Genomic DNA, 13,271 nt, shown 5'->3' on the forward strand with positions numbered 1-13,271 from the left:
GCAGCACGGCTACCCGGTCTCTTGTAGCGGCAATCGCGGCGTGTCAGCCGCGCGAGACCTTTCCGGCCTTGATGCACGACGTGCACACGTTCATGCGCTGCTTGTTGCCGCCGGGGCGGGCGGCGCGCACGGTCTGGATGTTGGGATCCCAGCGACGGCTGGTCCGGCGATGGGAGTGCGAGACCGACTTGCCGAAGCCGGGTCCCTTCCCGCAGATATCGCACACGGCAGCCATATGCAGAACTCCTCAGATCAGTACGTGGGGTCCGGGTCGCGGCACCGCGACCGGCGCGGCTCGACCCGACAACCTGACCAGGATACCGGCAGCCGCGGCGAACGCCAAAAACACCGCCCCGCGCTGCGCGCGAGCCTGGCCCAGCCTACCGACCGGCGAGAACGTTGTGCCGAGGCTGTCAGGTCCAATCGCTAGGCTGACCGCACGGCGGGGTGCGTGGAGCGTCACATTTCTGCGGAGGTTAGGCATGTCGGCTCGACTGCTCGATGCCCCCATGCTGCAGAAGTGGTCGCACACCGCGGTCGGTGACCTCATCACCCATGCCGACGAGATCAACCGACTCAACGTGTTCCCGGTCGCCGACGCCGACACCGGCACGAACATGCTGTTCACCATGCGTTCGGCGTGGGCGCAAGCCGATGCGCTGGCCGGCGCCTTCGACGTCGCCGAAGTCGCGGCGGCGCTGGCACGCGGCGCCGTCCACGGGGCGCGGGGCAACTCGGGCGTGATCCTGTCCCAGATACTGCGCGCGCTGGCCGAGGTAACCGCAGAAGCGTCGGCCGATCTGCACCGTGGTCTCGACCGGGTGGACGGGCCGCTGTTCGCCGCGGCGCTGCACCACGCCGTGGTGTTGGTGATCCGGGCGATGGGCGAGGCCGTGCCGGGCACCATCGTCACAGTGCTCCAGGCCGCGGCCGAGGCCGCCGAGCAGGCCTCGACCGATGGCGCCGAGCTGCCCGAGGTCGTGTGCGGGGCCGCAGACGCGGCAGCGCAGTCGCTGGAGAAGACCACCGGCCAACTCGACGTGCTGGCCCGCGCCGGCGTGGTCGACGCCGGAGGGCGCGGCCTGCTGGTACTGCTGGACGCGATGAGCACCACGCTGACCGGCAGTGCTCCGCGCAGGACGGAGTACATTCCGGCGCCGCCACCGCATACCGACAACGGTGCCAACCGCGTCGTCGCGGCTCCGCAGTTCGAGGTGATGTACCTGCTCAGCGGCTGCGATCCGGCAGGGGTGGAGAAACTGCGCAACGACCTCGACGGGCTGGGCGACTCGGTGGCCATCGCCGCCCCGTCGGACGGCAGCGGCCATTACTCGGTGCATGTGCACGCCGACGACGCCGGTGCCGCCGTCGAGGCCGGACTCGCGGTGGGCACCACAAGCCGCATCCAGATCACCGCTCTCAGCGGCACCCCCGATGCCCGCCCGGTGAGGGCGTGGTCGCACGGACGGACGGTGCTCGCCGTCGTCGACGGGACGGGGGCCGAAGAGTTGTTCGCGGCCGAGGGCGCCCACGTGCTGCGGCTCGAGGGCGACGCGCCGGTCAGCGCCAAACGACTGCTGCACGCACTGGTCAACGCCGACGCGGGCCAGGCGATGATCCTGCCGAACGGATATGTCGCGGCCGAGGAACTGGTCGCCGGGTGCACAGCCGCGATGGGCTGGGGCCTCGACGTGGTGCCGGTACCCACGGCGTCCATGGTTCAAGGGCTGGCGGCGCTGGCGGTCCACGACGACGCCCGCCAGGCCGTCGACGACGGCTACACCATGGCCAGGGCTGCCGCGGGCGCGCGGCACGGGTCGGTGCGGATCGCTACCGAGGAAGCCCTCACCTGGGCGGGGATGTGCAAGCCGGGCGACGGTCTCGGCATCTCCGGCGACGAAGTGCTGATCGTCGGCGACGATCTGGCCGCGGCGGGAGCGGGGCTGATCGACCTGTTGCTGGCCGCCGGCGGTGAACTCGTCACGGTCCTCACCGGCGCCGGGGTCGACGAGGGTGTCGCCGGCGCGCTCTCCGAGCACGTGCACGACCGGCATCCCGGCGTCGAACTGGTGACCTACCACACCGGCCACCGCGGCGACGCCTTGCTGATCGGGGTGGAATAGCCGTGGCGACCCTGTCCGACCGTCTCGACTTTGTGCTCGGCAAGAAGGCCGCGGACCCGCTCGCCGAGCACTTCGGCATCCACACGGTCAACGATCTGCTGCGTCACTATCCCCGCAAGTACAGCGACGAGATGACGACGGTCGGCGAGGGTGAGGAACTCGAGGAGGGCGTTCACGTCACGTTCGTCGACGTCATCACCAAAGCCGAGCTGAGGCGGACGAACCGGCAGCCCCAGCGCGAATATCTCGTCGTCACCCTCGGGCACCGGAAGCCGAAGGTGACCGCGACGTTCTTCAACGTCAAGTACCTCAAGAAGCAGTTGGTCGAGGGTGCAAAGGTGATGCTGTCGGGGGAGGTCGGCTACTTCAACGGCGTCATGCAGCTGACCCATCCGGCGTTCCTGGTGTTGCACGAGACCGGCGGCGTGCGAGGATCCAAGTCGCTCAAGGCGATCGCCGAGGCCTCGGGGGCCACCGGCGAGGACCTGCTGGCCGCCTTCGAACGCGACTTCTTTCCGATCTACCCGGCCAACAAGAAGGTGCAGACCTGGGAGATCTACGCCTGCGTGCGTCAGGTGCTCGACGTGCTGGACCCGATCACCGAACCGCTACCGAAAGCCTTTCTGCGACAACACGGTCTGATCACCGAAGACCAGGCGCTACGCGCGATCCACACCGCACAGAGATCGGCCGAACGCGACGCCGCGGTCGGGCGGCTGACGTACGACGAGGCCATCGGCCTGCAATGGGCGTTGGTCAACCGACGCCACGGTGACCTGAGTGAGTCGGGTCCGGTCGCGCAGCGTCGCGACGACGGGCTCGTCGCCGCCATGTGCGAACAGTTGCCGTTCGAATTGACCGACGGCCAGAAGGAAGTGCTCGACGTCGTCTCGGGCGAGCTGGAGAGCACCCGACCGATGAACCGCATGCTGCAGGGTGAGGTCGGTTCGGGCAAGACGATCGTCTCGGTGCTGGCGATGTTGCAGATGGTCGACGCCGGCTATCAGTGCGCGCTGCTCGCACCCACGGAAGTCCTTGCCGCACAACATGCCCGCTCAATCGGCGCCGTTCTCGGCCCGTTGGCCCTGGCGGGTCAACTCGGTGGCATGGACGGTGCCACCCGCATCGCGCTGTTGACCGGATCGATGACAGCGCAACAGAAACGCGCGGTACGCGACGAGGTCGCCGGCGGTGCGGCGGGCATCGTCATCGGCACCCACGCCCTTTTGCAGGACGCCGTCGAGTTCCACCGCCTCGGCATGGTGGTCGTCGACGAGCAGCACCGGTTCGGCGTGGAGCAACGGGATCGGTTGCGCAGCAAGGCCCCTGCGGGTATCACGCCTCATCTGTTGGTGATGACGGCCACGCCGATACCGCGTACCGTCGCGCTGACTCATTACGGTGACCTGGAGACCTCGACACTGCGCGAGCTGCCGCGTGGCAGACAACCGATCACCACAAACACCGTCTTTCTCAGCGAGCACCCACGCTGGCTGGACCGTGTGTGGCAGCGCATCACCGAAGAGGTGAGCCAGGGCAGGCAGGCGTACGTGGTGGCCTCGCGGATCGACGAGAACGACAAGTCGGCCAAGGACAAGGAGGGCGGTCCGCCGCCGATCACGGTGGTCGAGTTGTTCGCGCGGCTGAGCCGAGGCCCGCTGGCCGGGCTGCGGCTCGGGCTCATGCACGGCAGGTTGCCCTCCGACGAGAAGGACGCCGTGATGGCCGCGTTCCGCGCCGGCGAGATCGACGTGCTGGTGTGCACGACGGTCATCGAAGTCGGCGTCGACGTGCCGAATGCGACGGTGATGGTGGTGATGGACGCCGACCGGTTCGGCATCAGCCAGCTGCACCAGTTGCGCGGGCGCATCGGGCGCGGACAGCATCCGAGCCTATGCCTGCTCGTCACCAAGCTCCCGCAGGGGTCCAAGGCCGGCGCCCGGCTGACCGCCGTCGCATCGACGTTGGACGGGTTCAAGCTCGCCGACCTCGACCTCTACGAGCGGCAGGAGGGAGATGTGTTGGGGTTCAGCCAATCCGGGCGCGCGATCACGCTCCGGTTCCTGTCGCTGCAGGAGCACCTCGACATCATCCTGACGGCCCGCGACTTCTGCGCGCGGCTGTACGAGAACGATCCGGACAACCCGGGTATGGCGGCGCTGGCGGCCCCGTTCGTCGAAACCGACCGCGTCGAGTTCCTGGACAAGGCATGAAGCGCAGATATCTGCTGTGGCTGACCGCGATCGTCGTACTCGCGGTCATCGTCGCCGCGCAGGCGGTCAACTCGGCGGGGGACCGGGCACAGTTCATCGCGCGCGCCGACATCCCGACCGTGGCGCCCGGTGTCGACGTGCTCGCGGGCATTCCCGTCATACCGCTGCGGGTCCGCGGATACGACTACCGCAGAGCGGCTTTCGGAGACAGCTGGACCGACGACAACTCGGCCCCTGGCGGACGCAACGGCTGCGACACCCGCAACGACATCCTCAATCGCGACCTCGACGACAAAACGTTCGTGTCGATCAGGCGCTGCCCCGACGCCGTCGCGACGGGCACGCTGCACGACCCGTACACCAACGCGGTCGTCGCCTTCACCCGCGGCGAGAAGACCGGCGCTGCGGTGCAGATCGACCACATCGTCCCGTTGGCGCTGGCGTGGGATCTCGGGGCGCGCAACTGGCCGGAAGACCTGCGCGTCCGGTTCGCCAACGATCCGGCGAATCTCATCGCGGTGGCCGGAAACGCCAACCAGGAAAAGGGTGACCAGGAGCCAGCGACGTGGATGCCTTCGAATGCGGCGTTTCACTGCCAGTACTCGATGCAGTTCATCGCGGTGCTGCGCGGATACCGGCTGCCGATCGACGCGCCGTCGGCCACCGCGTTGCGCGAGGCCGCCGCCACCTGCCCGACGGGTTGAGTTCCTCTAAGGCCTACGTGCCGGTGTAGGTTTCCGGGTCCGGGCGGAACCGCTTGCCCTCGTCGAGCCCGTTGAGCGAGCCCATTTCGTCGTCGGTGAGCTCGAAGTCGAACACCTCGAGGTTCGAGGTGACCCGCTCCGCCTTCGACGACCGGGCGATGACCGCGTTGCCCAACTGAATGCTCCACCGGATCAACACCTGCGCGGGCGTCTTGCCGTGCGCCTGTGCCACCGACGTGACCGCCTCGTTCTCGAGCAGCTGCCCGACGCCCAGCGGTCCGTACGCCTGGGTGACGATGCCGTAGCCGGCGTTGACCTCACGCAACTCCGCCTGGTTGAGCAGCGGGTGCAGCTCGATCTGGTTGACCGCCGGGGTGAAGAACGACAGGTCGATGACGTCCGACAGGTGCTCGGCGTGGAAGTTGGCGACGCCGATCGACTTGGTGTCGCCGACCTCCTTGCGCTTCATCAACCCGCCCCAGCTGTCGACGTACTTGCCCTGCTCGCCGGCGGGCCAGTGGATCAGGTAGAGGTCGACGTAGTCGAGCCCGAGCCTGCCGAGGCTGGCCTTGAGCGCGTCCTGCGACGACTGGAAGCCCAGGTCGGGGGTGGCGAGCTTGGTGGTGACGAAGATCTCGTCGCGCGGCACCCCGGACGACTTGATGGCCCGACCGACCGCTTCCTCGTTGCCGTAGGCCGCGGCGGTGTCGATCAGCCGGTACCCGGCGGACAGCGCCGCCAGCACCGCCTGCTCGGTCTCGGACTCCGACAGCTCGCCGACGCCGAGACCGAACACCGGCATCGTGTGGTCGTCGTTGAGCGTGACGGTCGGAGCCGCAGCCGCATTGCCCGACGATTCGGTCATTTCACCTACCCCGTGAATTCGAATGTTCGCGGATCGGGGCCCAACCGAGTGCCGTCGCCGAGCGTCGAGACGGACGCCATGTCCTGCTCGCTCAACTCGAAATCGAACACGTCGAAGTTGCTCACGATTCTCTCGGGGGTCACCGACTTCGGGATGACTATATTGCCGAGCTGCATATGCCACCTAATCAACACCTGGGCCGGCGTCTTGCCGTGCGCTTCGGCGACCGAGACCACGGTGTCGTTCGACAGCAGTGAACCCTGACCGAGCGGACTCCAGGCCTCGGTCGCGATGCCCATCTGGGCATGCACCTCGCGCAGCTCCTCCTGCTGCAGCAGCGGATGCAGTTCGATCTGATTGACCGCGGGCACGATCCCGGTGGCGTCGACGAGTTCCCGCAGGTGTTCGGGCTCGAAGTTGCTCACCCCGATCGACCGGATGCGGCCTTGCTCGCGCAGGTGGGCGAAGGCCTTGAAGGTGTCGACGAACGCGCCCTTGGCCGGCAACGGCCAGTGGATGAGGTAGAGATCGAGGTAGTCGAGCCCCAGCCTGCCCATGCTCTTGTCGAAGGCACTCAGCGTGCTGTCGTAACCTTGCTCGGAATTCCACAGCTTGGTGGTGACGAAGACCTGATCGCGCGGCAGCCCCGATTTCTCAAGCGCTCGGCCGACCTCGCGTTCGTTCTGGTACGCGGCGGCGGTGTCGATGTGGCGGTAACCCGCTTCGAGCGCGGTCGCGACCGCGCGTTCGGTGTCCTCCGGAGGGGTCTGCCAAACTCCGAGTCCAACCTGCGGAATCGAATTACCGTCGTTCAACGTGATCGAGGGAGATGCCATGACCCAAAGTCTGCCAGCTCATGACCGGTGGCGGCCGAACCGTAAGGAGACGCTGATCAACACCGCGGCGGGCGTCACCCTTCGCGCGTTGCCGAGGATTCCCGGGGCCGTCAAGCGTCTCATGCTCGGACGCCGCACCGTCAGCATCGACGGCAACACGCTGGACACGACGCTGCAGTTGATGCTCGCCGGACAAAAGCTCACGGGCATCGACGGTCTGGTCAACGCTGACGGCGTAGCCGCAGCCCGCGGACAACTCGAAATGCTGGCCGCGGGTTTCAAGCAGAACATCCCCGTCGCGTCGGTGACCGATCTCTCGATCCCAGGACCCGCCGGAGACATCCGCGCACGCCATTACCGGCCCGTCGACGATGAGGGAGCCCTACTGGTCTTCTTCCACGGCGGTGGACAGGTCATCGGCAGCATCGACTCCCACGACGACCTGTGCCGCGAGATCTGCCACCGCGGACAGATGCACGTGCTGTCGGTCGACTACCGCCTGGCCCCCGAGCACCCCGCGCCCGCGGGCACCGACGACGCCCACGCCGCGTTCCGGTGGGCGTGCGAGCACGCCGCCGAACTGGGCGCCGACCCCGAGCGCGTCGCCGTGGGTGGTGACAGCGCCGGCGGCAACCAGGCCACACTCGTCGCGCACCGCGCCCGCGGCGAGGGGCCGCAGCCGGCCCTGCAGTTCCTGCTCTATCCGGTCGTCAACTACCGCGACACGACCAGGTCGCAGGCGCTGTTCTCCGAGGGCTACTTCCTCACCCGCGACGACATCGACTGGTTCCGCGAGAAATACCTCAGCGGCGGAGTCGATCCCGGTGACCCACGGGTCTCGCCGCTGCTGGCCGACGATCTGTCCGGCCTGGCGCCGGCGCTGATCGTCACCGCCGGTTTCGACCCGCTGCGCGATGAAGGCAGGCAGTACGCCGAGGCCATGCGGGCCGCCGGCGTCCGCGTCGACCACCGGGAGTTCGGATCGTTGATCCACGGCTTTGCGAACTTCTTCCCGTTCGGCGGTGACAGCGCCACCGCGATGGCCGAGGTGATCTCGGCCCTGCGGGCGCATCTGGCCCGCGGCTGACGGGGCGGCGAAATCGCGCCGGTACTCTTACCTGCGTGGCCACGAAACGCAAGAAGACCCCGAGCTACGACCTGAAGGCGGCCGACCGCAAGCGGAACCGGGCTGTGCAGATCGGCCTGACCGCCATCGTCGTGATCTTCGCCGTCGCGTTGGTGCTCTACATCGTGATGACCAAAGAGGACAAACCCGGTGAGGGCGAGACCAGGGCGGTCCGCGTGGCGTCGAGCAACGTGATCACCCAGGAGGGCACGTCCGAGCCCAAAGCGGTGGTGTCGCTCTACGAGGACTTCCTGTGCCCGGCGTGCGGGAACTTCGAGAAGCAGTTCGGCCCGACGATCAACCGACTGATCGACAGCGGTGCTGCGGCCGTGGACTACAACATGGTGTCCATCCTCGACCGGGCGGGCCAGGGTTACTCGACCCGCGCCGCCAACGCCGGCTACTGCGTGGCCGACGCGGACACCGAAGCCTTCCGGCGTTTCCACGCCGCCTTGTTCGCGCAACAGCCGCCCGAGGGTGTGGGCCCCTTCCCCGACAATGCCCGGCTGATCGAGATCGCCCGCCAAGCGGGCGTGACCGGTGAGGTGCCGGCCTGCATCAACGGTGGACGCTACAACGACATGGTCAAGGGTTTGGCCAAAGCGAGCGGGGTCAACTCGACGCCGACCATCCGGATCAACGGTGAGGATTATTCGCCGTCGACGCCCGACGCGCTGATCGCCGAGATCGAGAAGATCGTCGGCGAGGTGCCCGCACTGGACGCCGGTGCACCGCCGCCCAACGCCGATCCGACCCAGCCGGCGAGGCCGTGACGCTCGCCGCTCCCGGTGCCGTCCAGCCGTCCGAACCCGCGGCTCATGAGCCGACGGGTCTGTCGGTGGGTCGTCCGAGCGCGGTGTGGATCCTCATCGCGGGTGTGTTGGGGCTGGCCGCCGCGGTCGCGCTGACCGTCGAGAAGGTCGAGCTGCTGATCGATCCGGAGTACACCCCGTCGTGCAGCTTCAATCCAGTCCTGTCCTGCGGTTCGGTGATGATCACGCCGCAGGCGTCCGCGTTCGGATTCCCGAACTCCTTGATCGGCATCATCTCGTTCACGATCGTGGTGGTGACCGGTGTGCTCGCGCTCGCGAGGGTCGCGTTGCCGCGCTGGTACTGGGCCGGTCTGGCCACGGGCACGCTGCTGGGCGCTGCGTTCGTGCACTGGCTCATCTATCAGAGCCTCTACCGCATCGGCGCGCTGTGCCCGTACTGCATGGTGGTGTGGGCGGTCACCATCCCGCTGTTGGTGGTCGTTGCGGCCGTCGCTCTGCAGCCCCAACACGGGAGCACCGTCACGCGGGTGCTGCACACCTGGCGATGGTCTCTGGTCACGTTGTGGTTCACCGGCCTGTTCCTGCTGATCCTCGTGCGCTTCTGGAGCTACTGGTCCACGTTGGTCTGATCCGCCCGGAGGATAAAGTACGTGCGTGATCGCCCATGATCTCTAAAGTGCTGGTCGCCAATCGTGGCGAAATCGCGATCCGTGCTTTCCGGGCCGCCTACGAGATGGGGATCGACACCGTCGCGGTGTATCCCCATGAGGATCGCAACAGCATTCACCGGCTGAAGGCCGACGAGTCCTACCAGATCGGCGAGACCGGCCATCCCGTGCGCGCGTACCTGTCGGTCGAGGAGATCATCCGGGTCGCCAAGCATGCCGGAGCCGACGCGGTTTATCCGGGATACGGCTTCCTGTCGGAGAATCCGGCGCTGGCGGCGGCCTGCGCGGAGGCCGGCATCACGTTCGTCGGGCCCAGCGCCGAGGTGCTCGAGCTGACGGGGAACAAGTCGCGGGCGATCGAGGCGGCCCGCTCGGCGGGCCTGCCGGTGCTCAACTCGTCGGCCCCGTCGGCGTCGGCCGAGGAGTTGATGGCCGCCGCGGAGCGCCTGGAGTTCCCGTTGTTCGTCAAAGCCGTCTCCGGTGGCGGCGGCCGGGGCATGCGGCGGGTCACCGACATCGACGCGCTGGCCGACGCGATCGATGCCGCGTCGCGCGAGGCCGAATCGGCATTCGGCGACCCGACGCTGTATCTCGAACAGGCCGTGCTCAATCCCCGCCATATCGAGGTGCAGATCCTGGCCGACACCCACGGCAACGTGATGCACCTGTTCGAACGGGACTGCAGCGTGCAGCGCAGGCACCAGAAGGTCATCGAGCTCGCACCCGCCCCGAATCTGTCCGACGAACTGCGGCAACGGATTTGCGACGATGCGGTCGCGTTCGCCCGGCAGATCGGATACACGTTCGCCGGCACCGTCGAGTTCCTGCTCGACGAGCGCGGGCATTACGTGTTCATCGAGTGCAATCCGCGCATCCAAGTCGAGCACACCGTCACCGAGGAGATCACCGATGTGGATCTGGTGTCCAGCCAGTTGCGCATCGCCGACGGCGAGACCCTCGACAGCCTCGGCTTGAGCCAGGAGGCGCTGCCGGCTCCGCGCGGTTTCGCGCTGCAGTGCCGGATCACCACCGAGGACCCCGCCAACGGATTTCGTCCCGATACCGGCCGTATCACCGGATATCGCACCCCGGGGGGCGCAGGCATCCGGTTGGACGGCGGCACCCATCTCGGTGCGGAGATCAGCGCGCATTTCGACTCGATGCTGGTGAAGCTGACGTGCCGGGGACGCGACTTCGGCGCCGCGGTGGCGCGGGCGCGCCGCGCGCTGGCCGAGTTCCGCATCCGCGGGGTGTCGACGAATATCCCGTTCCTGCAAGCGGTGGTCAACGATCCGGATTTCCGGGCCGGACGCATCAACACGTCGTTCATCGACGAGCGCCCGTATCTGCTGACCGCAAGAACACCTGCCGACCGCGGTACCAAGATCCTCAACTACCTGGCCGACGTGACGGTCAACCAGCCGCACGGCCCGCGAACCGCATCGGTGTACCCGCAGGACAAGCTGCCCGACATCGATCTTGAAGCGCCGCCGCCTGACGGCAGCAAGCAACGGCTGACCGAACTCGGCCCCGAGGGGTTCGCGCGCTGGCTGCGCGACTCCCAACCGTTGGCCGTCACCGATACGACGTTCCGTGATGCCCATCAGTCGCTGCTGGCCACCCGCGTACGCACCACGGGGCTGTCGATGGTGGCGCCCTACGTCGCGCGGATGACGCCGCAGTTGCTCTCGCTCGAATGCTGGGGTGGGGCGACTTACGATGTGGCGCTCCGGTTCTTGAAGGAAGATCCGTGGGAGCGGCTGGCCGCGCTGCGCGAAGCGGTCCCCAACATCTGCCTGCAGATGCTGCTGCGCGGCCGTAATACCGTGGGTTACACCCCGTATCCGGAGACCGTCACCCACGCCTTCGTCGCCGAGGCCACGGCCACGGGCATCGACATCTACCGCATCTTCGACGCGCTCAACAATGTCGATTCCATGCGTCCGGCCATCGACGCGGTCCGCGAAACCGGCACGGCGGTGGCCGAAGTCGCGATGAGCTACACCGGGGACCTGTCCGACCCCGCGGAGAACCTCTACACGCTGGACTACTACCTGAAGCTCGCCGAGCAGATCGTCGACGCGGGTGCCCATGTGCTGGCGATCAAGGACATGGCCGGGCTCCTGCGCCCTCCCGCCGCGCACACGTTGATCAGCGCGCTGCGCACCCGGTTCGATCTGCCCGTGCATGTGCACACCCACGACACCCCGGGCGGTCAGTTGGCGACCTACCTGGCGGCGTGGCAGGCGGGTGCGAGTGCGGTCGACGGTGCGGCGGCGCCGCTGGCAGGTACCACCAGCCAACCGGCGTTGAGCTCGATCGTGGCCGCGGCCGCACACACCGAGTACGACACCGGGCTGTCGTTGGAGGCGGTGTGCGACCTCGAACCGTACTGGGAGGCGCTGCGAAAGGTGTACGCGCCGTTCGAAAGTGGTTTACCGGCGCCGACGGGGCGGGTGTATCACCATGAGATCCCCGGCGGTCAGCTGTCGAACCTGCGTCAGCAGGCCATCGCGCTCGGGTTCGGCGACCGCTTCGAGGAGATCGAGGCCAACTACGCCGCCGCCGACAGGGTGCTCGGCCGGCTGGTGAAGGTGACTCCGTCGTCGAAGGTGGTGGGTGACCTTGCGCTCGCGCTGCTGGGGGCGGGCATCAGCGCCGACGAGTTCGCCTCGGACCCATCGCGATTCGACATTCCCGATTCGGTGATCGGATTCTTTCGCGGCGAACTCGGCGACCCGCCGGGCGGATGGCCCGAACCGCTGCGCACGAAGGCGCTTGCCGGCCGGGCGCCGGCCAAGGCGCAGGAGGAACTCAGCGAGGAGGACGAAGCGGTGCTCGCCCAGGCGGGCCCGAAGCGCCAAGCCGCGCTGAACCGCCTGCTGTTTCCCGGGCCGACAAAGGAACTCGAGGCGCACCGCGAACAGTACGGGGACACGTCGAGCCTGTCGGCGAACCAGTTCTTCTACGGGTTGCGCAGCGACGAGGAGCATCGCGTCCGGTTGGAGCGCGGCGTCGAACTGCTGATCGGGCTCGAGGCGATCTCCGATCCCGACGAACGCGGCATGCGCACCGTGATGTGCATCCTCAACGGCCAATTGCGTCCGGTCCTGGTGCGTGACCGCAACATCGCCAGCGACATCCCGACCGCAGAGAAAGCCGACAAGTCCAATCCCGACCACATCGCCGCGCCCTTCGCCGGGGTGGTCAGCGTCGGCGTCGCCGTCGACGACGAGGTGCAGGCCGGTCAGACGATCGCCACGATCGAGGCCATGAAGATGGAGGCGGCCATCACCGCACCCAAGGCAGGCAAGGTGAACCGGGTCGCGGTCTCGGAGACGGCGCAGGTCGAAGGCGGCGATCTGCTGGTGGTGGTCAGCTGACCCGCATCATCGCCGGCGCGCTGGGCGGTCGACGAATCACCGTGCCCCAGAATAGGTCTGGGGGAGGGACCCGTCCCACCACCGACCGGGTACGGGAAGCGATGTTCAACGTGCTGGCCGCGCGCATCGACTTCGGCGGGATCGCGGTGCTCGACCTGTACGCCGGGTCGGGTGCGCTCGGGCTCGAGGCGCTCTCGCGCGGTGCCGTGGAGGCGACGTTCGTCGAGACCGACCGGCGCGCCGCAGGAATCATCGCCGACAACATCGCCGCACTCGGCGTCACCGGGGCGAGCGTGCGGCGCGGCGCCGTCGCCGAGGTTCTGGCCGCCGGCAGCCCGCGACCCGTCGACCTCGTCCTCGCCGATCCGCCGTACGACATCACTGCCGGAGAAGTCGAATCGACGCTGGCGCTGCTCACCGAACGGGGTTGGGCCGGACCGGGAACCGTCGTCGTGGTGGAACGCGCGGCGAGCGGACCGCCGCTCACGTGGCCGCCGGGCTGGCAGGTATGGCCGTCGCGTACCTACGGCGACACCCGCTTGGAGCTTGCCGAAGCACAAGAGCGGCCCTGCTAGCGTCT

Annotated in this window: 11 protein-coding genes; 8 read left to right on the top strand and 3 right to left on the bottom strand. The window is 67.8% G+C overall.

Features of this window, described 5'->3' with window-relative positions; all coding sequences use genetic code 11:
- Positions 1 to 43: 43 nt before the first annotated feature.
- On the bottom strand, positions 44 to 235 hold the full coding sequence (gene rpmB / locus AU192_RS18135) for a 50S ribosomal protein L28 (RefSeq protein WP_064398602.1): 192 nt from the start codon (positions 233 to 235) through the stop codon (positions 44 to 46).
- Between the two features lie 247 nt (positions 236 to 482).
- Here rpmB and AU192_RS18140 point away from each other — a divergent pair, with 247 nt between their 5' ends.
- The 3 genes from AU192_RS18140 to AU192_RS18150 are packed head-to-tail and all read left to right on the top strand — an operon-like array spanning position 483 to position 5,040.
- Positions 483 to 2,123 carry a DAK2 domain-containing protein gene (locus AU192_RS18140; protein ID WP_064398604.1) on the top strand — a complete coding sequence of 547 codons (1,641 nt, stop codon included), beginning with the start codon at positions 483 to 485 and terminating at the stop codon, positions 2,121 to 2,123.
- A 2-nt stretch (positions 2,124 to 2,125) separates the two neighbouring features.
- Positions 2,126 to 4,336, top strand: coding sequence for an ATP-dependent DNA helicase RecG (gene recG, locus AU192_RS18145; protein ID WP_064398606.1), 2,211 nt, complete (start codon positions 2,126 to 2,128; stop codon positions 4,334 to 4,336).
- Entirely contained in the window at positions 4,333 to 5,040 is a 708-nt protein-coding gene (locus tag AU192_RS18150; RefSeq protein WP_064398608.1) for an HNH endonuclease family protein, read from the top strand. The genes recG and AU192_RS18150 overlap by 4 nt, the downstream gene beginning before the upstream one ends.
- A gap of 13 nt (positions 5,041 to 5,053) precedes the next feature.
- Here AU192_RS18150 and AU192_RS18155 read toward each other — a convergent pair whose 3' ends face one another.
- Positions 5,054 to 5,905 (bottom strand): aldo/keto reductase, encoded by an 852-nt coding sequence (locus AU192_RS18155; RefSeq protein ID WP_064398610.1) that lies wholly within the window; start codon positions 5,903 to 5,905, stop codon positions 5,054 to 5,056.
- A gap of 5 nt (positions 5,906 to 5,910) precedes the next feature.
- Positions 5,911 to 6,741 (bottom strand): aldo/keto reductase, encoded by an 831-nt coding sequence (locus tag AU192_RS18160; RefSeq protein ID WP_064398611.1) that lies wholly within the window; start codon positions 6,739 to 6,741, stop codon positions 5,911 to 5,913.
- Between AU192_RS18160 and AU192_RS18165 the strand changes: the two genes are divergently transcribed.
- The 5 genes from AU192_RS18165 to rsmD are packed head-to-tail and all read left to right on the top strand — an operon-like array spanning position 6,740 to position 13,266.
- Positions 6,740 to 7,828 (top strand): alpha/beta hydrolase, encoded by a 1,089-nt coding sequence (locus tag AU192_RS18165; protein ID WP_064398613.1) that lies wholly within the window; start codon positions 6,740 to 6,742, stop codon positions 7,826 to 7,828. The genes AU192_RS18160 and AU192_RS18165 overlap by 2 nt on opposite strands.
- A 35-nt stretch (positions 7,829 to 7,863) precedes the next feature.
- The gene (locus AU192_RS18170) at positions 7,864 to 8,640 is read left to right on the top strand and encodes a DsbA family protein (RefSeq protein ID WP_064398617.1); all 777 of its coding nucleotides are present in this window, start codon (positions 7,864 to 7,866) and stop codon (positions 8,638 to 8,640) included.
- A complete protein-coding gene (locus tag AU192_RS18175) occupies positions 8,637 to 9,269 on the top strand; it encodes a vitamin K epoxide reductase family protein (RefSeq protein ID WP_064398619.1) in 633 nt (210 codons plus the stop codon). The genes AU192_RS18170 and AU192_RS18175 overlap by 4 nt, the downstream gene beginning before the upstream one ends.
- Positions 9,270 to 9,304: 35 nt before the next feature.
- Positions 9,305 to 12,691, top strand: a complete 3,387-nt coding sequence (locus tag AU192_RS18180) for a pyruvate carboxylase (protein ID WP_064398620.1) — start codon at positions 9,305 to 9,307, stop codon at positions 12,689 to 12,691.
- Complete coding sequence (gene rsmD, locus AU192_RS18185; protein WP_064398622.1) at positions 12,688 to 13,266, top strand: 16S rRNA (guanine(966)-N(2))-methyltransferase RsmD; 579 nt, start codon at positions 12,688 to 12,690, stop codon at positions 13,264 to 13,266. Before AU192_RS18180 ends, rsmD begins: the two co-directional genes overlap by 4 nt.
- Positions 13,267 to 13,271 lie beyond the last annotated feature (5 nt).

It is taken from the genome of Mycobacterium lehmannii (genome assembly GCF_001499925.1).
GTDB lineage: Bacteria > Actinomycetota > Actinomycetes > Mycobacteriales > Mycobacteriaceae > Mycobacterium > Mycobacterium lehmannii.